The following is a 21711-nucleotide window of genomic DNA, read 5'->3' as shown; positions in this document are numbered from 1 at the left end:
CCCGCGCCGCCCACATGACGCCGTCTGCGCCCCCTCCCGGAAGCGCCCGACGGCGGCCGTCCGGTACCCTTGACAGGTGAACCTTTTAGCTTTGAGCGACTTTGCCGTGTCCACGATCGGCGGTGCAGGCCCGGTACAGCCGCAGCTGGCCTCGTTCCTGCCCGACTGGCTGAACCCCCAGGTCTTCCTGGCCGACCCCGCCCTCGCGCCCTGGGTTGTGCTGCTGGTCTGCGGCATCATCTTCGCTGAGACCGGCCTGCTGATCGGCTTCTTCCTGCCGGGCGACTCGATGCTGTTCACGGCCGGACTTCTCGTGGCCACCGGGACCATCAAGTTCAACATCTGGGCTTTCGTCGGACTGATCATCATCGCAGCCATCATCGGAAACCAGATCGGCTACCTGATCGGATCCAAGGCCGGCCCGGCCATCTTCAACAAGCCCAATTCCCGGCTCTTCAAGCGGGAAAACGTCGAGAGCGCCCACGCCTTCTTCGAGAAGCACGGCGGCAAGGCCCTGATCCTGGCCCGTTTCGTACCGATCATCCGGACCTTCGTCCCGGTGATCGTGGGCGTCGCGCAGATGGACAAGCGCAAGTTCTTCTTCTTCAACGTCGTCGGCGCGGTGCTGTGGGGCGGCGGCGTCACCCTGCTGGGCTACCTGCTGGGCGACACCTTCCCCTGGGTCCGCGAAAACCTGGACATCATCTTCATCGTGATCGTCCTGGTCTCCGTGATCCCGATTGGCATTGAGGTCGCCCGCGGTTTCATCGCTAAGCGCCAGGCCGACAAGTACGGCACGGACCTCGTCGAGGAGTTCATCGAGGAGCACGAGCCCGAAGAGGAACGCAAGACCCCGTAACTCCCGTTCCGGACAAGCGGTCAGGACACAACAGCCCAAAATGGAAGGCGCCCCACAGTGTGGGGCGCCTTCCATTGTTAACGCACGTGTTGCCGCGGGCGGGGCTACCTCCCGGACAGCGCCTCCACGATCGCCGGGAGCAGCGCCCGGAACGCGTGCCCGCGGTGGCTGATGGCGTTCTTCTCCGCCGGACTCAGTTCCGCGCAGCTGCGGTCCAGGCCGCTGGGTTGCAGTACCGGGTCGTAGCCGAAGCCGCCGGCCCCGCGGGGTTCGCGCAGCAGCGTGCCCTCGAGCTGCCCGTACTCCACGACTTCCCGGCCCTCGCCAGGGGCAGAACCTGCGGCGGAACCCGGGACCGCCAGCGCCGCGGCGCAGACGAACGCGGCGCCGCGGTACTCGTCGGGAACGTCGGCCAGCTGGTCCAGCAGCAGCCTCAGGTTGGCGGCATCGTCCCCGTGGCGGCCCGCCCAGCGGGCCGAGAAGATGCCGGGCGCCCCGCCGAGCACGTCGACGGCGAGGCCGGAGTCGTCGGCGATCGCCACGAGCCCGGTCGCCTGTGCCACCGCGCGCGCCTTGAGCAGCGAATTCTCGGCGAAGGTCACACCGGTCTCGGCGACGTCAGGGGCGCCTACTGCGCCCGCATCAACCACCTGGGTGTCGACGTCGAGGCCGGGCACCTGCCCGCGCAGTAGTTCACGAAGCTCCCGGAGCTTGCCCTGGTTGTGCGTGGCGAGCACCAGCACCGGCGGGGCGCCATGCCGGGCTGTTTCTTGCCCGGCAGGGCCCGCTGTCACGGGGCCTCCGCCAGGGTTTCGCGCTGGATCGCGGCGAGCTGCCCGGTGCCCATCAGCGCGAGGTCGAGCAGTTTGTTGAGCTCGTCGCGGTCGAAGGGTGCGCCCTCGGCGGTGCCCTGGACTTCGACGAACTTGCCGGAGCCGGTGACGACGACGTTCATGTCGGTCTCGGCCCGGACGTCCTCCACGTAGGGCAGGTCCAGCATCGGGACGCCGTCGATGATACCCACGGAGACGGCGGCGATGGTGTCGACCAGGGGCTGAGCGTTGCGGGCGATCATTTTGTTCTCGCGGGCGAAGCGGATGGCGTCGGCCAGCGCCACGTAGGCGCCCGTGATGGCCGCGGTGCGGGTTCCGCCGTCGGCCTGCAGGACATCGCAGTCCAGCACGATGGTGATCTCCCCTAGGGCTTTGGTGTCGATGATGGAACGCAGCGAACGGCCGATCAGCCGGGAGATCTCATGCGTGCGGCCGCCGATTTTCCCCTTGACGGACTCGCGGTCGGAGCGGGTGTTGGTGGCGCGCGGCAGCATGGCGTATTCGGCCGTGACCCAGCCGCGGCCCTCGCCCTTGAGCCAGCGCGGGACGCCCTCGGTGAGGGAGGCGGTGCACAGCACCCGGGTGTTGCCGAACTCAATCAGGGCCGATCCCTCGGCCTGCTTGGACCAGCCGCGGGTGATGCTGATCGGACGGAGCTGATCGGGGGTACGGCCATCGGCGCGGATGATGGGGGCAGTCAGGGCTTCGGAAGTCATGCCTCCAGCTTATCGACCCTGACCGCACCGAATGAGCACACCCCGGCCCGTCCGGACTTTCCGGTCCCTAGGACTTCGGTCAAATCGTGTAATGCACGCCTGCCACGGCCACAGCCACGTGCTGCCCGAAGACGCCCTTGGCCTCGGCCATGACGGTTGTCGGGGACGTCCAGACCGGGATGTGGGTCAGCAGCAGCCGCCGGGCGCCGGCGGCGACAGCAGCCTCCCCGGCCCGTTTGCCGGTCAGGTGCACGTCCTTGATGCCGTCGTCGCGGCCTTCCTCGAACGCCGCCTCACAGAGGAACAGGTCGGCGTCGCGGGCCGCGTCCTCCAGCCCGCTGCAGGAATCGGTGTCGCCCGAATAGCTCAGCACGCGGGTGACGGGGTTCCCGTCCTTGTCCGGTTCGGTGACCTCCACGCGGAGCGCGTAGGCCTCCTCCACCGGGTGGTTGACGGCGTACGGGGTGACCGTGAACGGGCCCATCGTCACGGGCTTGCGCTCGGACCAGTTGCTGAAGTCGAATTCCTCATGCATGCCCGGATCCAGTTCCAGGCCGTAGGCCGTGGCCATCCGGTCGGCGGTGGCGGCAGGCCCGCAGACCGGGATCCTGCCCCGCCCCCAGCCGCCGGGCTTCCAGCGCACCGCGACGTGGAGCCCGCACAGGTCCATGCAGTGGTCCGGGTGCAGGTGGGTGAGGAAGATCCCGTCAATGTCCTCAAGGTCCGTGTAGCGCTGGATGGCGCCGAGCGCGCCGCTGCCGAGGTCCAGGACGATCTTCCAGTTCCGCTCGCCGTCGCTGGCGGTCAGCAGGTAGCACGACGCCGGCGAGCCCGGCCCCGGAAAGGATCCGGTACAGCCCACGATCGTCAGCTTCACAGCAGCGGTCCCCCGCCCGCGGATCCGCCCACGAAGTTGGAGATCCGGGGGCGGCCCGCGCCGGCCTGCGCGGCGGCGATCATTTCCGGCGTGATCCGGGCCAGGCTGCCCGTGGGGTACTGGGCGGCGACGTGGTCCACGTGGCGGACGCTGAGCACCTCGGGTCCGAGGAAGCGCCGGGCGAGGTGCTCGAACTGTGCGGCGTCCCCCGTGGCGATGAAATTGTGGGACGGCGCCGAGGCGTCGGTCCGTTCCAGCCCGCGGGAGGCGAGGGCCCGGTAGACGTCCTTGGCCGTCTCCTCGGCGCTGGAGACGAGCGTGACGTCCTCCCCCATCACGTAGGAGATGACGCCGGTAAGCAGCGGATAGTGCGTACAGCCCAGCACCACGGTGTCCACCCCGGCGGCCCGGAGCGGCTCCAGGTATTCGCGGGCGACGGCAAGCAGTTCCACCCCGGTGGTGATGCCGGCCTCGACGTAGGGCACGAAGGCGGGGCAGGCCGCGGAGGTGATGTGCAGGTCCGGGGCGGCCGCGAAGGTGTCCTCGTAGGCGCGGGAGCCGACGGTGGCCGAGGTGCCGATCACCCCGACCCGGCCGCTGCGGGTGGCGGCGACGGCGCGGCGCACGGCCGGCTGGATCACTTCGATGACGGGGATCCCGTAACGGGCGGTGTAGCGTTCCCGGGCGTCGCGCAGCACGGCGGCGGACGCGGAGTTGCACGCGATGGTCAGCAGCTTCACGCCGGAGTCCACCAGCTCATCCATCACGCCCAGGGCGTTGGCCCGGACCTCGGCGATGGGGAGCGGACCGTAGGGTCCGTTGGCCGTGTCGCCGACGTAGAGGATGGATTCGTTGGGCAGCTGGTCGATGATGGACCGGGCCACGGTGAGTCCGCCGACGCCGGAATCAAACACACCGATGGGACGCGATCCCATCTGGCTGCTGGCGCTGTTGCTCGCTGGGGAGTCCGCAACAGCTCCCGCTGCCGGATCCATGCTCGATGCTGAAGTCATGATTATTCGAGGATAGGGCTTAGCCGGGGGTGCGGCCATCTCATTGTGTCGTCCGACTCATGTCGAATGTGTCACACGGCCCTGGGGCCCCGCCCCCTCCGGCCCCGAATTCGCCGGAAACCTGCCCGTTCGCCGTATCCTTCCGGCGATTCCGAAAGTATCCGGCGATTTCGGGGCAGATGCGACTTACGTCTCCAGCGACTGCAGCATCGCCTGGACCAGGGATTCCTGCAGCCAGGTGGTGAAGTTGTAGACCAGGGCCAGGTAGCTGTCGACGTCCTCTGCCTGGGACCAGTCCTGCATCAGGTGCACGTGCCCGGCATCCTCGTCGTCGCGGATGTCCAGGCGTTCGGCCAGCACCAGCCGGACGTCGTTGAGCGCCACGGACCAGTGCCGCGCGTCGGCCGGGGTCAGGACCAGCTCCTCTTTGTCCAGTCCGAGGGACGCGGCTTTCAGCGCACCGATCTTACTTTCGCGCAGCGACCGCTCGGTGTACCGGCGGAACTCCAGCGAGGCGGCGTCGTCGTTTTTCGAGACGTTCGGGAGCAGCCGGCGCAGGGCACGGTCCGAGGGTTCGCGGGCCTCGGCGTCGAGTCCGACGAGCGCGGCGAGGGGGTCCTGGTTGGCGCGCTCTTCCGGCTCTAGCATGGACACCACGTCGCCGAAGAGGCTGCGCAGCAGTTCCCGTTCGGCCGGTTCCAGGTAGCCGGTGATGCCCTTGACGCCGTATTTGAATGCCTTAGCCACGTTTTCCTTTGCCCTTGCCTGATCCCGAACCCGAGCCGCCGCCGGTGGCCCTTTCCACGGTGGCCCAGAGGCCGTAGCCGTGCATCGCGACCGCGTGCTGCTCCACCTGCTCCTTGCTGCCGTGCGCGACGATGGAGCGGCCCTTCTTGTGGACTTCGAGCATGAGCTTGTTGGCCTTGGCCTCGGAGTAGCCGAAGTAGCTGCGGAACACGTAGCTCACGTAGCTCATCAGGTTCACCGGATCGTTCCAGATCACGAGGTTCCAAGGGATGTCAGGGGCGGACAGGACATCTGTCGACGTCACTGTTCCGGTCTGGGTGCTCTCCTGGGTGTCAGGGCCGAGCGCAACGCTGAGGGTCATCTGTCCATTCTATGGGGATGCGCACTAGAGTGAATTCGTGAGTTCATCAGCTGGCTGGGACCGTCCCCGCACGTCCCTGTACACCGACCATTACGAGCTGACCATGCTGCAGGCCGCGCTGCATTCCGGCGCCGCCCACCGCAAGTCAGTGTTCGAGGCCTTCGCCCGGCGCCTGCCGGACGGGCGCCGCTACGGCATTGTGGGCGGCACCGGCCGGCTGCTGGAGGGCATCGCGGACTTCCGCTTCGGCGCCACCGAAATCGATTTCCTCCGCCGCACCAAGGTGGTCAACGAGGAGACCCTGGACTATCTGGCCGGGTTCTCCTTCTCCGGCGACATCTGGGGTTACGCGGAGGGCGAAGCGTACTTCCCGAACTCCCCCATCCTCATCGTCGAATCCACCTTCGCCGAGGCCTGCATCCTCGAGACCTACATCCTCTCGATCCTCAACCACGACAGCGCCATCGCCTCGGCGGCCTCGCGCATGATCACCGCGGCCGGCAGCCGCCCCTGCGTGGAGATGGGCTCGCGCCGCACCCAGGAGGAATCCGCCGTCGCCGCTGCCCGCGCCGCCATCATCGCCGGCTTCGACAGCACCTCGAACCTGGAGGCAGGCCTGCGCTACGGGCTCAAGACCGTGGGCACGGCCGCACACTCCTTCACCCTGCTGCACGACACCGAGCGTGAGGCCTTCGAGGCGCAGATCGCCTCGATGGGCGCCGGCACCGCGCTGCTGGTGGACACCTACGACGTCGAGGCGGCGGTGCGCACCGCCGTCGAACTGGCCGGCGACAAGCTGGGTGCGGTGCGCCTGGACTCCGGCGACCTGGTGGCGCAGGCGCAGTGGGTGCGCCGGCTCCTGGACGAGCTGGGCAATGAGCGGACCCGCATCATCGTCACCTCCGACCTCGACGAGTTCGCCATCGCCGCCCTGCAGTCCGCCCCGGTGGACTCCTATGGCGTCGGCACCTCCCTCGTGACCGGTTCCGGCGCCCCGACGGCCAGCATGGTCTACAAGCTGGTCAGCCGGACGGACGACGACGGCGACTTCGTTTCCGTTGCCAAGGCCGCCAAGAACAAGACCAGCAAGGGAGGGCGCAAGTACGCGCTGCGCAAGCTCAACGAGCGCGGCACGGCCACGCAGGAGATCGTCGGCGTCGGGCACCGCCCGGAGGACGACGGGAATGACCGGCCGCTGCTGCAGCAGTTCGTCAAGAACGGCGGACTCCTGCCGGGCTGGACCGGCCCGGAGGGTGTGCTCCGCGCACGCCAGCGCCACGCGGACACCATGAAGGAGCTTCCCGCCGTCGTCAACCGGCTGCAGCGCGGAGAAGCAGCCATCCCCACCATCTACGAGGAGAACTGATGTCCCGCGCCCTGATTATCGTCGACGTCCAGAACGATTTCTGCGAAGGCGGCTCCCTGGCCGTCGAGGGCGGGGCGGCGCTCGCCGGGGCCATCAGCGAGTACGTTGACGCCCACCACGGACAGTTCGACCACGTCGTGGCGACCCAGGACTGGCATATCGATCCGGGCGCACACTTCTCGGACGACCCGGACCTGGTCGACAGCTGGCCGAAGCACTGCGTGGCCGGAACCCGCGGGGCCGAGCTCCACCCGGACCTCGACACCGAATACATCCAGGCCTACTTCCGCAAGGGCCAGTACACCGCGGCCTACTCGGGCTTTGAAGGACTGCTCGCGCCGGACGACGCCGTACCCTCCGGGGACCGGAAGCCCGGCGCCATGCCGGTCGCCGGAAGTTCTTCCGCCAGCGGAGCCGGCGACGCCGAAGCCGCCGGCAGCGACTTCGCCGGCAGTGATTTCGCGGCTGGCGAGGAGACGATCGGGCTTGACGACTGGCTGCAGAGCCACGACGTGGAGGACGTCGTGGTCGTCGGGATCGCCACCGACCATTGCGTCAGGGCGACCGCGCTGGACGGGGTGCAGGCCGGCTACTCCGTGACAGTGCTGCGGGATCTGACCGTCGGGATCGCCGAGGATCTCGACGACGCCATCGCGGAGATGGAACTCGGCGGGGTCGATATCGCCTGAACGGCCGCCGCTCCCGGTGGCGCTGCCTGCCGGATTGTGGCGGCGCCCGGCCGGAGCGCTGTCGGGAAAGCGGTGCCGTCGAAGTAGACTCGAAATCCCTGCCAATATCGTCTGACCCGTAAGAACCCCGGAGTACACCATGAAGAAGACCCTGACCGTCCTGATCGTTGCCGGGGCCCTGCTCGGCGCTGCCGGCTGCTCGGCCGCCCCGCAAGACACCACTGCCGAAACCTGCGCCCGGGTCCAGACCGTCGGCGCGGGTCCGACGTCCAACGATGACAAGGCGGGGATGATCCGCCTCGCCAACCGGCTCCGTCCCATCGAGGCCAGCGCGTCCGGGGAACTCCAGGCTCCGCTGCACTCCATCATCGAATTCCTGGACGAGTCGGCCAAGGAAACTCCGGACACCACCAAGCTCCAGGAGATGCAGGGCAGCTACACCGCTGCCGGCCAGGCCCTCAGCCAGCTCTGCGGCGCGGGCGGCCAATAGCGGCGGCACGCCTTCGTCGGCGGGAATCGCGACAGGTCGCAAAAACAAGGGACCGGGGTCGGACTGTTCAGTCCGACCCCGGTCCCTTGTGTGTGCCGCAGCTGCGTGTGCCGGCAGCTACTTCCGGCCGATGAACCAGTCCTGAAGCTTCCGCAACCGGGTCTGCAGCTGTTCCTCGTTGGCCTGGGCCACCGCCGGGCCGCCGCAGACCGTCCTGAGCTTGGTGTGGATGACGCCGTGCGGCGTGCCCGTACGCGCGGACCAGGCCGCGACATTCTTCGCCAGTTCGGTCCGCAGGTCCATCAGCATGCGGTGGTCCGGCACGGCCGGTACCGCAGCAGCCGCCGCACCCTGCGGGGCGCGCGCGTTCTTGCGGCTGAGCTGCTCGTGCTGGCGCTGGCGCAGCAGCGTGCCGACCTGATCGGCGTCGAGCAGGCCGGGAATCCCAAGGAAATCCAGCTCGTCCTCCGAGCCGACCTCGCCGCCGGTGCCGAACTCGCCGCCGTCAAACAGCACGCGGTCAAAGGAGGCCTGCGAATCAAGGGCCTCGAACTTGCCCTTCGTCAGCGAATCGGAGGCTTTCTCCTCGCGGTTCGCCTCGTCCATGAGCGAGTCCTCCGGATTGAACAGGCCGTCGCCGTCCTCCTTCTCCGGGCGGTCCAGGGCGTGGTCCCGCTCGGCCTCCATCGAGTTCGCCAGCGCCATCAGCTGCGGCACGGAGGGCAGGAAGACCGACGCCGTCTCGCCGCGTTTCCGGGCACGCACGAAACGCCCCACGGCCTGGGCGAAGAACAGCGGCGTGGCGATGGACGTCGCATACACGCCGACCGAGAGCCGCGGCACGTCCACGCCTTCGGAAACCATGCGCACGGCCACCATCCAGCGCTTCTCGCTGGCCGTGAACTCCTCGATTTTGCTGGAGGCCTTGGTGTCGTCGGAGAGAATCACCGTCGGCGACTCACCCGTGATCCTCTTCAGCTGCCCGGCGTAGGCGCGCGCGTCCTCATGGTCGGTGGCGATGACGAGCCCGCCGGCGTCGGGAACGGTCCGGCGCACCTCGCTGAGGCGCTTGTCCGCCCCGGCCAGCACCGCGGGGATCCATTCGCCCGCGGGATTCAGCGCGGTCCGCCAGGCCTGGGAGGTGACGTCCTTGGTCACCGCCGACTCACCGAGCGAGGCCGCCATCTCCTCGCCGCCGCTGGTGCGCCAGCGCATCTGCCCGGAGTAGGCCATGAACATGACGGGACGGACCACGTGGTCCCGGAGGGCCTTGCCGTAGCCGTAGGTGTAGTCCGCCTTGGACCGCCGGATCCCGTCCCGGTCCTCAGCGTATTCCACGAACGGAATCGGCGAGGTGTCGGAACGGAACGGCGTACCCGTCAGTGCAAGCCGGCGTGCCGCGGGCTCGAAGGCTTCGCGGAGTCCGTCGCCCCACGACAGGGCCTCGCCGCCGTGGTGGATTTCGTCGAGGATGACAAGGGTGCGGGCCGCCTCGGTCTTGGCCCGGTGCAGCATCGGCTTGCTCGCCACCTGCGCGTAGGTGACCGCGACGCCGATGAAGCCGCGGCCGTGCTGGCCGTCGGCGTTCTTGAAGTTCGGATCGATGGCGATGCCCACCTTGGCGGCGGCGTCGGCCCACTGCCGCTTCAGGTGGTCCGTGGGCGCGACGATGGTGACGCGGTTGACGACGTTGGCCTCGATCAGCATGGAGGCCACCCGGAGCGCAAAGGTGGTTTTACCGGCGCCGGGCGTCGCTACCGCAAGGAAGTCCCTGGGATGGGTGGTGAAGTAGCTGTCCAGGGCCTCCTGCTGCCAGGCACGGAGCTTCGGCGCCGTGCCCCAGGCTGCCCGCTCGGGATACGCGGGAGGAAGCACGGGTCCGCCAAAAAGTGTCTCTGTCACTTAGGTGCCCTCCATTCCGCGCACTGCTGCCGCTACCGGAGAAACCCAAATAAGCACAAAAACACCAATCTTGTCGGATGAACCGTAAGCAATCGCCGGCCAGCATGGACCGGGCATCATTCACCGGGAGAACAGGGGTCCCAGGCGCACGGCGGCATGCCTGAGACCCAGGGGCGCGGTGACCCGCGACGCCCTGGCATCGCCGCTTTGTGTGGCCGCGCTACTTGTCGCCGGAGCCCTTGCCGCCGTCGCCGCCCGAGCGGAGGCCCTCATAGACCTCTTTGCATTCCGGGCAGACGGGGAACTTCTTCGGATCGCGGCCCGGAGTCCAGACCTTGCCGCACAGGGCGATGACCGGCTCGCCGGACAGCGCGGATTCCATGATCTTTTCCTTGCGGACATAGTGCGAGAAGCGTTCCCGGTCACCGGGTTCCACTTCCTGGCGCAGTTCCTCGCGCTCGATGGTTGCCGTCGACGTCCCGGCTCCGGAGAGCTCGCGCATCGGGTCGTTTTCGAGAGGATCGGTCATGCTGTTCATGAGACCCATCTTAGCGGCTGGATCGGACGGCGGTGCGACGGACGGGCGGCGGCATGGCGGCGTCGCCGCGAACATTGGGCCCTACAGGCCCTGCCACGACGGCTTGTTCTCGTAGCTGTGCCGGTAGTAGTCGGCGAGCCGCAGCGACGAGGCCGCCGCCTCGTCGAGCAGGACTGTGGCGTGCCGGTGCAGTTGCAGCACGGAAGCCGGGCAGATGGCGGCGACCGGTCCTTCCACGAAGTCACGGACCGCCTGGGCCTTCTGCGCGCCGGTGGCGATAAGGATCACATGCCTGGCCTCCAGGATGGTTCCCAGCCCCTGCGTAACAACGTGGTGCGGCACGTTGGACAGGCTCCCGAAGAACCGGGCATTGTCCCGGCGTGTCTGCTCGATCAGCGTCTTGATCCGGGTCCGTGAGGAAAGGGACGAACCGGGCTCGTTGAACCCGATGTGGCCGTCGGTGCCGACGCCCAGGAGCTGCAGGTCCACTCCCCCGGCCGCGCGCAGGGCGTCCTCGAAGGACCGGCAGGCGGCGGGGATGTCCGCGGCCGAGCCGTCCGGCCCCAGGACGTTCGCCGGGTCAATGTTCACGCGCTCGGTGAATTCACGCCGGACCACCTCACGGTAGGACTCCGGGTGGCCGGCCGGCAGCCCCACATACTCATCGAGGGCGAAGCCGCGCGCCCGGCTAAAGTCCAGGCCGTCCCGATCGTGCCGCAGCGCCAGTTCGTCATAGACCGGCAGCGGGGATGAACCGGTCGCCAGGCCCAGGACGGCGTCGGGCCTGCGCCGGAGCAGCGCCTCGACCGCATCCGCCGCGATGGCGGCAATCGGCTTGCTCCCGGAGAGAATGACGACTTCCATGGCCCTGCCTTTGCCGTTGCCTTGCCGTGCCCGTTGCTTGGGCCCGTGCCCGTTGCCGGACGTGCCCTAGGGGCAGGGTATCCCAGTCCCGGCCACCGCGCGCGGGTCAGCGGTTGACGGCCAGCTGGGCCAGGAGTTCCGGCCCGCGCGCGTCGAGCCATCTCCCGCCCAGCCGGATCCCGGCGGCGAACAACGCGAGCCCCAGAACCGGGCCGAGGACCAGGTTGATCCAGCCGGGGACAGCGCTGCCGGTGACGAACTGGGCCACGAGCAGCGCCGTTTCGGGGAGCGCGAGCAGAAGCAGCACTCCCATGCCGCCGAACTGCACTGCCATGGTCTGCGCCACATTGCCCGGCGGCTTTTTGAAGGGGCTGTCCCCGGGAAGCGGCACGGTGACGGTGTAGCGCGCGGACACCACCGAGGACAGGCCCATCCCGCTGAACAGCACCCCCAGGGACAGCCCGAGCACACCGGGCAGGAGCTGCCAGTCCGCGCCGAACAGGAACGGCAGGACGCTGAGCGCCAGCACCGCCGGCAGGGCAAAGACCAGGCACGCCACGGCACGGCCCAGCCGGTCGTGGACCCCGCTGACTCCCGTGGAGAGGTGCAGCGCGAAGGCGGTGTTGTCGTAGGAGACATCTGTTGAGATGGACCAGGCAAGCAGGAAGGCGGTGAGCGGACCGACGAAGAGGAGCATTGTGTAGGATCCGGTCTGGGCGGCCTGGAACAGGAGCAGGACCGGCAGCAGCGGCACGACGACGAGAGAGCCGGCGTAGCGGGGGTCCCGGAGCCAGTAGCTCAACGACCGTGCCGCGACCGCGCCCGTCGGCGTCGCGGGGAACAGCGCGAAGAAGCCCAGCCCGCCGGCCCGTTTTTTTGATGTGCCGGCGTAGGGCGGCGTCACGAGCGCCCGCTGCAGCAGGAGCTTCCAGCACAGCGCGAGCCCGGCCAGCGTGGCAACCGCGATCAAGAATTTGATGGCCGCGGCACCGTAGGTCCCCGCGGCCAGTTCGCCGCCGAGGGACCACGCGGCACCGGCCGGCGTCCAGGACAGCGTCCGGGCCAGTCCGGTCAGGAAGTCCCCAGAGCTCTTAATCCCCTCGGCGACACCCGCCATGATCGGTCCCATCAGGATCAGCGGAATCAGGAAAATCACGGCGCTGGCATCCTTGAACCGGCGGGAACTCGCCAGCCCCGCGGTGGCGGTGGTGACCACTTTGGACAGCACAATGCAGCTCAGCACCCCGAGGACAGCCCCGACCAGGGCGCCCGCCGCGCCGGGAACGCTCCGGGACCAGGTCCCGACGGTGCCCAGCGCCACCAGTGTGGTCGCCGTGCCCGGGATTCCGATCAGCCCGCCCAGGGCCAGCCCGGTCAGCAGCTGCGGCATCGGCACGGCGAAGGTGGTGAACCGTGCCGGGTCCAGGGTCAGGTCGGCGGCGGAGGCAGCGACCGGGACGACGGCCCAGCCCAGCAGCGCCGCGGCGCCGCCCAGCACGACGACGGTCTGCGCCACGCCGGCATCCGCTCCGCGCAGGAGCAGCAGCCCCGTGATGCCGAGCGCCACGAGCCCGAGCGCGTATAGGGTGCCGATGCCAAGGCCCACCAACTGCCACGGGCTGCGCCGGACGCTGTTGCGCAGCAGGGTCAGCTTCAGCCTCAGAAGGTGCGCAACCATTCCAGCCCCTCCGTCTGGTTGCGGCCGCCGACCAGCTGGACGAAGCGGTCCTCGAGCGTCTCTCCCGCGCGGACGGCGTCCACTGTCCCGGCGGCGAGGACCCGCCCGGCGGCGACGACGGCGACGTGGTCGCACATCCGCTGGACCAGGTCCATGACGTGGCTGGAGACAATGACGGTGCCGCCGGACGCCACATAACGGTCCAGGATGTCGCGGATGTTGGCGGCCGATACAGGGTCCACGGACTCGAACGGCTCGTCCAGGACCAGCAGCCGGGGCGCGTGGATCAGCGCCGAGGCGAGGGCGATTTTCTTGGTCATGCCGGCGGAGTAGTCCACCACCAGCGTTCCGGCATCCGGGCCCAGGTCCAGGGCGGCGAGCAGTTCCCTGACGCGTGTTGCCACCACGTCCTTGTCCATGCCGCGCAGCAGGCCGGCGTAGCTGACCAGCTGCTCGCCGGTAAGCCGGTCGAAGAGCCGGACGCCGTCCGGGAGGATGCCCATCAGCTTCTTGGCCTCCAGCGGCCGCTTCCAGACATCCACGCCGTGCACGAACGCCGTGCCGAACTCGGGCCGCAGCAGTCCGGTGGCCATCGACAGCGTGGTGGTCTTGCCGGCGCCGTTCGGGCCGACGATCCCGTAGAAGGAACCCGCCGGAACGTCCAGGCTGATGCCGTCGACGGCAATCTTGTCGCCGAAGCGCTTGGCGAGCCCGCGCAGCGACAGGGCGGGGACAGCCTGACCCGCCTGGTTTTCGGGGGCAGGCGGATGCGGTTGCTCGAAAGTCATGTCGTTAGACTAACCGCCCGGGTGTGCGGAAGGGATCGTCCGCAAGGCGTACCCCTGTCGGCGGACCCCCCGTTCCTTTAGAAGGAGTGGCGGGGAAGGGCCCGTTCGTACTGCGGCGGCCATGCCACGTCCTGGCCCAGCTCGAACGCGGCCCGCAGCCACCAGTGCGGATCCCGGAGTGCGGCACGGGCGATGAAGACACCGTCGGCCTGGCCGGTGGCGACGGCATGTTCCGCCTGGCCGGCCGAGGTCAACAGCCCGACGGTTCCGGTCTTGACCCCTGATTCCCGCCGGATCCGGGCGGCGAAGCCGGTCTGGTAGCCCGGTCCCACCGGAATCTTCTGGTAGGCGACGGCCCCGCCGCTGGAAACGTCGACGAGGTCCACGCCGTGGTCGGCGGCCGTCCTGGCCATCCGTACCGAGGCTTCGACGTCGATGCCGCCCTCGGCCCAGTCGGAGGCCGAGATCCGGAGCAGCAGCGGCATGGAGTCGGGAATGACGTTGCGTACGGCATCGACCACGGCGAGGGTCAGCCGGTTTCGGCCGGTCTCGTGACCACCCCAGCGGTCAGTGCGGTCGTTGACGAGCGGGCTCTGGAACTGGTGCAGCAGGTACCCGTGGGCGCCGTGGATTTCGATCGTGTCGAAGCCGGCTCCGACAGCCCGGACCGCAGCGGCAGCGAAGTCGGCGATGACGCCGTCGATCTGCCCTTCCGTCATCGCTGAGGGGGCCCCGTAGTCGTCAAAGGCTCCCGTGCCGGGACCAACGGTGGGCCAGCCGCCGTCGTCGGCGGGTACGGTGCCCTGCTTGCCGGAGAAGGGCCAGTAGGAGGAGGCTTTCCGGCCGGCGTGCGCCAACTGTGTGCCGATTTTGGTCTCCGCCGTGCCGTGACGGTGCACGAAGGAGGTAATCCGTTCCCATGCTGCCGCCTGGTCGTCGTTGTAGAGCCCGGCGTCCCGGGGGCTGATCCGCCCGGCGGCGTTCACGGCGGCGGCTTCGGTGAGGATCAGGGCTGCCCCGCCGGTGGCGAAAGAACCCAGATGCATCAGGTGCCAGTCGTTGGGCACACCTTCCCCGGTTTCCGGCTCGCAGCTGTACTGGCACATGGGAGACACCCAGCCGCGGTGCTTCAGGTGCAGGGAGCGCAGTTCCAGCGGCGTGAACAGGGCGGAGCCCACTAGAAGAGCACCCGGGCAAGGTTCTGGCGCGCCTTCGCCACCCGGTCGTCGCCGGTGCCGACGACGTCGAACAGTTCAAGCAGCCGGACCCGTGCCGTTTCCCGCTCCGGGCCGAAGTTCCTGCCGATGAACGCGACGATCCGGCCGAGGCCGTCCTCCACGTGTCCGCCGGCGATGTCCACGTCGGCCACGCTGAGCTGGGCCTCGAGGTTGTCCGGCTCCGTGGCGGCCTGCTGGCGCAGCGCCTCGGTGTCCGCGGCGGAGAGCGGCTGGAGCCGGCCCATCAGCTCCACCTGCGCGAGCCCGGCCTTGGCCGCGGCGTCGGCGGGCATTTCGAGGAGGGCCTGGCGGTAGGCGTCGGCGGCCGCAGCGTAGTCCCCGGCCTCAATGGCGTCGAACGCCTTCTGGTGCAGGGGCGGCAGCGGCGGAGCCTCCGGTTCGGCGGCGGGCCCGCCCGCGCCGACCTGTCCGGCCACGCCGTTGGCGGCGGCGACCTTGAGCAGTTCGTCCAGCAGGCTGCGGACCTGCGGTTCCTCGGCGCCGCCCTGGAATAGGGGTACCGGCTGGCCGTTGACGAGGGCGACGGCGGTGGGAACGGCCTGCACCTGGAAGGCCTGGGCCAGCTGCGGGAACACTTCGACGTCGGCGGCGCCGAGGACCAGCCGGCCCGCATAGCTGTCCACGGTCCGTTCGAGGACGTCGACCAGTTCGGCGGAGCCGGGCGAGTAGGCCGCCCACAGCGCAACGACGACCGGGACCTGGGCTGACAGCTCCACGAGTTCCTGGAAATTGGCTTCGGTGATGTCAACCCGCAGCGGACGGCGGGGGTGTTCCGCCTCGCCGCTGCCCGCGGCAGGCGCTCCGGGCAACCCGGGTGCGCCGGAGGCTCCTGGTGCGGCCGGCGGCGCCGCAGGTCGCTGTTTCAGGGAGGACAGGTCCACCGCACCCCGCAGGTTGAGCGGGTTGGCGGCAGCTGGCGGGACCGGGCGGGAAGCTGGCGAAGTCATGGTTCCACTCTAGCCATATCGGCCCGGTCCGACGCCACCGGAAGGCGCCCGGGCAGCAGAAAAGACCCGGCCTGCTGCCCGGGTCTTTTCTGTTGGCACTGGTTCTGCCGGTGCTGCGTGTGACTTTTTAGATGATGCGGCAGACCTACTTGAAGGTCGCTCCTACGAGGCCACGGGTGGCGGCGACGAGCTTCATCGGGTCTTGGGAACCGGCCGGCGGGATGTAGACGGCCACGGACTCGGCGAAGTTCAGCACCATGCCGGTCTTGGTCTCCTTGCCACCGGCCAGGGCCGCTGCGTCGTCACCGATCGTCAGCGTGTCGCCGGCTGCCTTGGGGGTGCCATCGAATGCGAAGTCCAGGCGGCCCATGGCCAGCGCACCGCCGTCGGCGGTCCGGAACACCACAACGCTCTCCGGGACGATCTGGTGGGTGAAGGAGAAGTTGCCGTTGACACCCGTGGTCACTACATCGGCCTGGTAGGCCAGCGTGTCCGCAATATACGGGGAGGACGCGCCCTCGGCGAGCTTGTCCTTGAACGTGGACTCGGCAGAGTTCAGCCGGTCACCCAGCACGCCCAGTGCTTCCTCACCGCTGTAGGGCAGGTCCGACTTGTCGGCGGGTGCCAGCGTCTCGGTGCCGCCGCGGGCGATCCCCGGGAAGGTCGTTCCCGGCTGCAGCGGCGTGGTGAGGACCAGCTTGTAGTTCTCCCGCGGGGAGGCCTGGGTCAGGGTGAGCAGCTGCGGAACGACGTTGCCCTCGCCCTGGGTAACCGCCATGACCGTGCGCGGCCAGCTGCGCTGTTCGGTGACCACGGTGGTGAGGAGCTTGGTGGCACGGACCGGCATCCGGGGCTCGTACGAGCCGACCTGGGAACGGATCTTGTAGTTCTGTGTGCGGACTTCGAGTTCAGGTCCGGCCACGCGCGGCTCCAGCTTGCTGGCGTCCTGGGCCGCGTCCCCGGCGTCGACCGCGCTGGCGACCTGTTCCAGGATGCGGCGGAACTGGGCATCAACCAGGACCGGTGACCCTGGAGCCTGCTCCGCTGCGGCAGACGAAGTGGCCGGCGACGGGGCGGGCGCCTGGCTGGCCTGGGCCGCCACTCCGCTGCCGGCGACGGCAGTGGCGGTCAGCACGGCCATGACCGCTCCGGAGCGCCGCAGGCGCCGTACCGCGGTGGCCGGTGCGGCGGTGAGCTGCTGGGAGGCGTTCTTCGGGGCGGCGTTCTTCGGGGCGGCGTTCTTCGGAGCGGCGGCCTGGGCCTCGGAGCCCCGGGCGGCAGTGCCCTCGGCACCGGCGGCCGGCTCGCCGCCGGTGCCGGAATCGCCGTTGCCGGAATCGCCGTTGCCGGGGCGGGTGCCGGACTTGGGCTTGAGCACCAGCAGTACGGCGCCGGCCAGGATCAGCAGGCCGCCGATCACCATCAGGGGAATGGCCCACGGGGTGGAGGTGTCGTTCGGGAAGGTCATGCTGATGGATTCGGGGGCCGGCTTGGTGCCGTCCGTCGCGAGCAGCAGCGCCCAGTCGCCGTCGGCGGGCGGGGTCCAGTTGTACTTCAGCTCGCCGCTGGCGTTCTCTGTGCTGACCCAGAGGTCCGAGCCGGCCGGCGAGGCCACCGTGGCTTCCCCGTCAGCATGGGTCAACTGCAGCGCCTTGCCGTCCTCGGAGACACCGGAGACGGTGTTGTGCGCGGTGGCGCCAACCCAGGCATCGACGTCGTCAGGGCGGCCGGCGGCCAGCATGAAGCTGCCTTCGCCCTTGACGTTGATCGTTACCATGCCGTCGTGCAGGGTGCGGAGCTTCTCGTCAAAAACGGTCAGCGGCGCGGCGGTGGCACCTGAGGGGGCGGTGGCGGTCACGGTCTCCGGCGGAGCCCAGAATGTCTTCTGGCCGATTCCGGCCAGCAGTGTCAGGAGGCCCAGCAGCACTAGTGCGACTGCAGTCTTGAAACGCAAAATATTACCTATCATCAGCGGACACGTAACTTCAATAGTAACCGTTCTGTTACCACAGAGTCAGATCGGGCTGCTTGTCAACCCCTTCCGAGGTCCTCACGGCAGCCTCAAAAGAGCGCCCTAACAAGCCTGCTGATAGTGTTTGCGGTGATCATCACACTGGGCCGCCGCGGCGTCCCCGCCGGGGATATACAGAAAAATAGAGGGCTTCAACGCAGTGACTGGACACACGGATTCGTCCCCCTTAGGACCGGAAGAAACCCAGGAATCCGGCAGCACGGCAGGCAGTCCGCAGGAGCAGGTTTCCCCCCGCCGCGCGGCCCTGGCCGGGGTCCTGAACTCGATGGCCCACCGCTTGCGCCAGCCCCTGCCGGGAGCCCAGCCGCGGCTCCGCTTCGAGATGCCCCCCGAGCAGGAGGACGACGAGACGACGCCCGAGACCGAGACGGGCACCCGCTTCGGCGATCCCGGTCCGCGGATGTCCTCCCAGCACCCCCTCTACGTCGGGTTCATGGGGACGGTCGGCGTCGGTGTGGCCCTGCTCGTCTACTGGATCGGCTCCAACACCACCCAGCTGATCCTCTGGATCGTCGCGGCGCTCTTCATCGCCCTGGGCCTGGACCCGGTGGTGCGCTGGCTTGAGGGGAAAAAGCTCCCCCGCGCCGCGGGCATTGTGGTCGCCGTTTCCACGCTGGCCCTGGGCGTCGCAGCCTTCTTTGCCACGCTAATCCCCACGATCGTCCAGCAGGTCACCCAGATCGTCGAAGAGGCGCCGCGGTGGATCACGGAATTCATCAACTCCGACTTCTTCCGCAGCATCGACAACCAGTACGGGGTGCGCGAACGCATCACCCAGGAACTGGAGAAGTTCGTCAACGACCCGGAGGCGATGGGCGGCATCTTCGGCGGTGTCGTCGGTTTCGGCTCCACCGTGGCCAACGGACTCTTCGGCGCCCTGATTGTGCTGGTGCTGAGCCTCTACTTCCTCGCCGCCCTGCCGGCCATGAAGAAGTGGGGCTACCGGCTGGCCCCGCGGTCCCGGCGGGCCAGGGTCGAGGCCCTGTCCGAGGAAATCACCGGGTCGGTGGGCAACTACGTGATCGGCCAGGCCGTCGTCGCCCTCGTAAACGCTACCTACGCGTTCATTGTGATGACGATCATCGGCGTCCCGTTCGCCGTCCTGCTGGCCTTCGTGGTGGCCCTGCTGGCGTTCATTCCCCTGGTGGGCGGGCTGATTGCCGGTGTCATCGTCACGCTGATCGCCCTCACTGCGGGCTGGCAGACCGCCGTGGTCTATGCCGTCTGCTACTTCGCCTACCTGCAGTTCGAGGCCTACTTCATCTCCCCGCGCATCATGCAGAAGGCCGTTGCGGTCCCCGGCGCCGTCGCCGTCATCTCGGTGATCGCCGGCGGCAGCCTGCTCGGTGTCCTGGGCGCGCTGATCGCCATCCCCACGGCGGCCGCCATCCTGCTTCTGGTCAAGGAGATCTTCATCGTCCGCCAGGACAAGCACTGACACTTTCCGCTACAGAAAAGGACAGCCGCTGCGTGGATCCACGCGGCGGCTGTCCTTTTCCGTAGCAGGAAAGTCCAGGGGCGCTCAGGCGTGTGCGGTGGCCACCGGACCGGCCCATTCGTGCGGCAGTTCGGTGCGGGTACTGCCGGCGCCGGCACGGCCCGGGAGCACTTCGTCGACGATTTCGTTGAGCACCCGGCCGGCGTACTTCTCCCCCACCCACAGGTGCTTGGCGCCGTCCACGCCCACGACGCGGGCCTGCGGCACCACCTTGAAGCGTTCCGTGGCCTCGGCCGGCTGGAGGTAATCGTCAAGATCGGGCACCAGGACCTTGAGCGGTTTGCCGGAGGCTGCCCATTCCTTGAGGTGCACGTCCGTGGCCCGGTGCAGCGGTGGGGAGAGCAGGATGGCACCTTCCACTTCGGAGGCCACCGGTTCCGACGCCCCGTACATCAGCGCGAGCTCAGTGCCGAACGACCAGCCGACCAGCCAGCGGTTCGGCAGGCCGCGGTCGACGGCGAACTTCACGGCCGCCTCGACGTCGAGGCGTTCGCCGATTCCCTCCTCGAACGCTCCGTCGCTGGTTCCCCGCGGTGATCCGGTGCCGCGCGTGTTGAACCGGAGCACGGCGAGGCCGGCCAGGGCGGGCAGCCGGTAGGAGGCTTTCCGGTAGACGTGCGAGTCCATGAAGCCGCCGTGGGTGGGCAGCGGATGGAGCGTGATCAGAGTGGCCTTCACCTCGCCGGATTCCGGAAGCGCCAGCTCGCCGACGAGCCGGTGTCCGTCACTCGTGCGGAGCTCCACGTTCTCCCGGCGGGCCGGGAGTACGGTGGACGCGCGGATCGCGGTCGGTGCGGACGGCTGGCTGAAGACGTATGACGCCGGGTCAAAACTCATGTGTCCAGCTTAGCGAAAGCGGCCGGCGAAGCGGCCCGGGCCGGCACTCAGCGGTACCGGTAGCTGCGTGAGGTCCAGCAGTTCGTGTGCCAGTGCCGCCTCTCCGCGAGGCCCGCGGCGGGCCCGAACAGATGGGACTCGGACCACACGACGAGATGCGCCACGCCGGGCAGCACCGCCGTCGAGCAGCCCGGACAGATATAGGTTTTTTCCGCACGGCCGGCGGTCACGGGCCGGACCGTCCACTCGCCGTCCGGCGCACTCTCCCGCCGGGCAAAGCCCGAGCGCGCGCGCTCCAGGTCCAGCTCCGGCACGGGTCCGCCCTTGACTCCGGGCTTGGCGGCTTTGCCCGGGCCGGCTCGTCCTGGCACGGCTCGGCGGGGGCGGTTGGAACGGGGCATGGTTCCATTCTGCCCCAGTCCGGGTGCCCGTTGTCCCTGCAGACGGTAGTGTTGACCGGGTGCGTTTAGTCATAGCCCGTTGCTCCGTTGATTATGTCGGCCGGCTCAAAGCCCATCTCCCGCTCGCCACCCGGCTCCTGTTGGTCAAGGCCGACGGCTCCGTTTTGGTCCACTCGGACGGCGGATCCTACAAGCCGCTGAACTGGATGAGTCCCCCGGCGTCCCTGCGGGTTTCCACCCCGGAGGAGGTCGACGTCGAAATCGGCGTGGTCGAACAGTGGACCGTTCAGTCGGCCAAAACCGACGACCGCCTGATCATCAACATCCATGAGCAGCTGCATGACACCTCCCATGAGCTGGGCCAGGACCCCGGGCTGATCAAGGACGGTGTGGAGGCGGACCTGCAGCGGCTGTTGGCCGACCAGATCGAACTCCTCGGCGCCGGGTTCTCCCTCATCCGCCGAGAGTACTTCACCGCCATCGGCCCCGTGGACATCCTTGCCAGGGACGCCCAGGGCGCCACGGTGGCCATCGAGCTTAAGCGGCGCGGTGACATCGACGGCGTCGAACAGCTCACCCGCTACCTCGAACTGCTCAACCGGGACCCGCTCCTGGCTCCGGTCCGCGGGATCTTCGCCGCCCAGCAGATCAAGCCACAGGCCAAGGTCCTGGCAAACGACCGCGGCATCGACTGCGTCACCCTCGACTACGACGCCATGCGCGGCGTCGACGACGTCGAGTCCCGGCTCTTCTAGAACGCCCCGCGCGGGCCTACTACCCTGCTATGAGCCCATTGTCGGCGCCAACTGTTCCCTGAGCCCGGACAATGCCTCGCCCGGTTGCAGGGTGAGTGTGGTTTTCCCTGAGCCAGGAAGACCATTTACCTAAATAGGGGATTCAGCCATGCTCCATTGGCGTCTGAGCAGGGGCGCTGCCGTGAAGCCGCTGTCCAGCATGGGTGAAAGGGCTGGCGGTATTCCGCGTGAAATCATTCGTCGATACTTTGTACAAATTTTATGAATTTGTGCGCCGGGCCC

The 21711-nt window shown here is 68.5% G+C and carries 22 protein-coding genes; 6 read left to right on the top strand and 16 right to left on the bottom strand.

The window, feature by feature from the left end; genetic code table 11:
• Window positions 1–91 precede the first annotated feature (91 nt).
• Entirely contained in the window at window positions 92–859 is a 768-nt protein-coding gene (locus ACZYZ5_RS17535; RefSeq protein WP_463903463.1) for a VTT domain-containing protein, read from the top strand.
• Window positions 860–963: 104 nt separating this feature from the next.
• Here the strand turns inward: ACZYZ5_RS17535 and rdgB are convergent, their stop codons facing one another.
• The 6 genes from rdgB to clpS all read right to left on the bottom strand — a co-directional run bounded on the left by rdgB (window position 964) and on the right by clpS (window position 5406).
• On the bottom strand, window positions 964–1653 hold the full coding sequence (rdgB, locus tag ACZYZ5_RS17530; protein WP_463903447.1) for an RdgB/HAM1 family non-canonical purine NTP pyrophosphatase: 690 nt from the start codon (window positions 1651–1653) through the stop codon (window positions 964–966).
• A complete protein-coding gene (gene rph, locus ACZYZ5_RS17525; protein ID WP_463903446.1) occupies window positions 1650–2408 on the bottom strand; it encodes a ribonuclease PH in 759 nt (252 codons plus the stop codon). Before rph ends, rdgB begins: the two co-directional genes overlap by 4 nt.
• Window positions 2409–2487: 79 nt before the next feature.
• A complete protein-coding gene (locus ACZYZ5_RS17520) occupies window positions 2488–3285 on the bottom strand; it encodes an MBL fold metallo-hydrolase (RefSeq protein ID WP_463903445.1) in 798 nt (265 codons plus the stop codon).
• On the bottom strand, window positions 3282–4337 hold the full coding sequence (murI, locus tag ACZYZ5_RS17515; protein ID WP_463903443.1) for a glutamate racemase: 1056 nt from the start codon (window positions 4335–4337) through the stop codon (window positions 3282–3284). Before murI ends, ACZYZ5_RS17520 begins: the two co-directional genes overlap by 4 nt.
• Before the next feature lie 147 nt (window positions 4338–4484).
• Entirely contained in the window at window positions 4485–5045 is a 561-nt protein-coding gene (locus ACZYZ5_RS17510; RefSeq protein WP_463903442.1) for a DUF2017 domain-containing protein, read from the bottom strand.
• Window positions 5038–5406, bottom strand: coding sequence for an ATP-dependent Clp protease adapter ClpS (gene clpS, locus ACZYZ5_RS17505; protein ID WP_463903440.1), 369 nt, complete (start codon window positions 5404–5406; stop codon window positions 5038–5040). Before clpS ends, ACZYZ5_RS17510 begins: the two co-directional genes overlap by 8 nt.
• Before the next feature lie 37 nt (window positions 5407–5443).
• On the opposite strand from clpS, the gene ACZYZ5_RS17500 reads away from it, so the two are divergent.
• From ACZYZ5_RS17500 to ACZYZ5_RS17490, 3 genes are all read left to right on the top strand, one after another.
• A complete protein-coding gene (locus tag ACZYZ5_RS17500; protein ID WP_463903439.1) occupies window positions 5444–6772 on the top strand; it encodes a nicotinate phosphoribosyltransferase in 1329 nt (442 codons plus the stop codon).
• A complete protein-coding gene (locus ACZYZ5_RS17495) occupies window positions 6772–7461 on the top strand; it encodes an isochorismatase family protein (protein ID WP_463903438.1) in 690 nt (229 codons plus the stop codon). The genes ACZYZ5_RS17500 and ACZYZ5_RS17495 overlap by 1 nt, the downstream gene beginning before the upstream one ends.
• Before the next feature lie 139 nt (window positions 7462–7600).
• Window positions 7601–7951, top strand: coding sequence for a hypothetical protein (locus ACZYZ5_RS17490; RefSeq protein ID WP_463903437.1), 351 nt, complete (start codon window positions 7601–7603; stop codon window positions 7949–7951).
• A 117-nt stretch (window positions 7952–8068) separates the two neighbouring features.
• Here the strand turns inward: ACZYZ5_RS17490 and ACZYZ5_RS17485 are convergent, their stop codons facing one another.
• The 8 genes from ACZYZ5_RS17485 to ACZYZ5_RS17450 all read right to left on the bottom strand — a co-directional run bounded on the left by ACZYZ5_RS17485 (window position 8069) and on the right by ACZYZ5_RS17450 (window position 17875).
• Window positions 8069–9853, bottom strand: coding sequence for a DEAD/DEAH box helicase (locus ACZYZ5_RS17485; RefSeq protein ID WP_463903435.1), 1785 nt, complete (start codon window positions 9851–9853; stop codon window positions 8069–8071).
• Window positions 9854–10073: 220 nt separating this feature from the next.
• Window positions 10074–10382 carry a DUF3039 domain-containing protein gene (locus ACZYZ5_RS17480; protein ID WP_463903461.1) on the bottom strand — a complete coding sequence of 103 codons (309 nt, stop codon included), beginning with the start codon at window positions 10380–10382 and terminating at the stop codon, window positions 10074–10076.
• A 90-nt stretch (window positions 10383–10472) separates the two neighbouring features.
• On the bottom strand, window positions 10473–11255 hold the full coding sequence (nagB, locus tag ACZYZ5_RS17475; protein WP_463903434.1) for a glucosamine-6-phosphate deaminase: 783 nt from the start codon (window positions 11253–11255) through the stop codon (window positions 10473–10475).
• A gap of 106 nt (window positions 11256–11361) precedes the next feature.
• Window positions 11362–12933 (bottom strand): transporter, encoded by a 1572-nt coding sequence (locus tag ACZYZ5_RS17470; RefSeq protein ID WP_463903433.1) that lies wholly within the window; start codon window positions 12931–12933, stop codon window positions 11362–11364.
• Window positions 12915–13721 carry an ABC transporter ATP-binding protein gene (locus ACZYZ5_RS17465; RefSeq protein WP_463903432.1) on the bottom strand — a complete coding sequence of 269 codons (807 nt, stop codon included), beginning with the start codon at window positions 13719–13721 and terminating at the stop codon, window positions 12915–12917. Before ACZYZ5_RS17465 ends, ACZYZ5_RS17470 begins: the two co-directional genes overlap by 19 nt.
• Window positions 13722–13798: 77 nt before the next feature.
• Window positions 13799–14899, bottom strand: coding sequence for an NADH:flavin oxidoreductase/NADH oxidase (locus ACZYZ5_RS17460; protein ID WP_463903430.1), 1101 nt, complete (start codon window positions 14897–14899; stop codon window positions 13799–13801).
• Window positions 14899–15906 (bottom strand): tetratricopeptide repeat protein, encoded by a 1008-nt coding sequence (locus ACZYZ5_RS17455; protein WP_463903428.1) that lies wholly within the window; start codon window positions 15904–15906, stop codon window positions 14899–14901. The genes ACZYZ5_RS17460 and ACZYZ5_RS17455 overlap by 1 nt, the downstream gene beginning before the upstream one ends.
• 145 nt (window positions 15907–16051) lie before the next feature.
• Window positions 16052–17875: a hypothetical protein gene (locus ACZYZ5_RS17450; RefSeq protein WP_463903427.1), complete on the bottom strand. Its 1824-nt coding sequence runs from the start codon at window positions 17873–17875 to the stop codon at window positions 16052–16054.
• A gap of 328 nt (window positions 17876–18203) precedes the next feature.
• Here ACZYZ5_RS17450 and ACZYZ5_RS17445 point away from each other — a divergent pair, with 328 nt between their 5' ends.
• Window positions 18204–19376 (top strand): AI-2E family transporter, encoded by a 1173-nt coding sequence (locus ACZYZ5_RS17445; RefSeq protein WP_463903459.1) that lies wholly within the window; start codon window positions 18204–18206, stop codon window positions 19374–19376.
• A gap of 84 nt (window positions 19377–19460) precedes the next feature.
• On the opposite strand, the gene ACZYZ5_RS17440 is transcribed toward ACZYZ5_RS17445, so the two are convergent.
• The gene (locus ACZYZ5_RS17440; protein WP_463903426.1) at window positions 19461–20273 is read right to left on the bottom strand and encodes an alpha/beta hydrolase; all 813 of its coding nucleotides are present in this window, start codon (window positions 20271–20273) and stop codon (window positions 19461–19463) included.
• Window positions 20274–20320: 47 nt separating this feature from the next.
• On the bottom strand, window positions 20321–20674 hold the full coding sequence (locus tag ACZYZ5_RS17435) for an Rv1322 family protein (protein ID WP_463903425.1): 354 nt from the start codon (window positions 20672–20674) through the stop codon (window positions 20321–20323).
• 59 nt (window positions 20675–20733) lie between these two features.
• Here ACZYZ5_RS17435 and nucS point away from each other — a divergent pair, with 59 nt between their 5' ends.
• On the top strand, window positions 20734–21429 hold the full coding sequence (nucS, locus tag ACZYZ5_RS17430) for an endonuclease NucS (protein ID WP_463903423.1): 696 nt from the start codon (window positions 20734–20736) through the stop codon (window positions 21427–21429).
• Window positions 21430–21711 lie beyond the last annotated feature (282 nt).

The sequence above is a fragment of the Pseudarthrobacter ribosi genome (genome assembly GCF_055412865.1).
The sequence above is the reverse complement of the archived record's forward strand: the minus strand, read 5'-3'. Positions and strand labels throughout refer to the sequence as shown.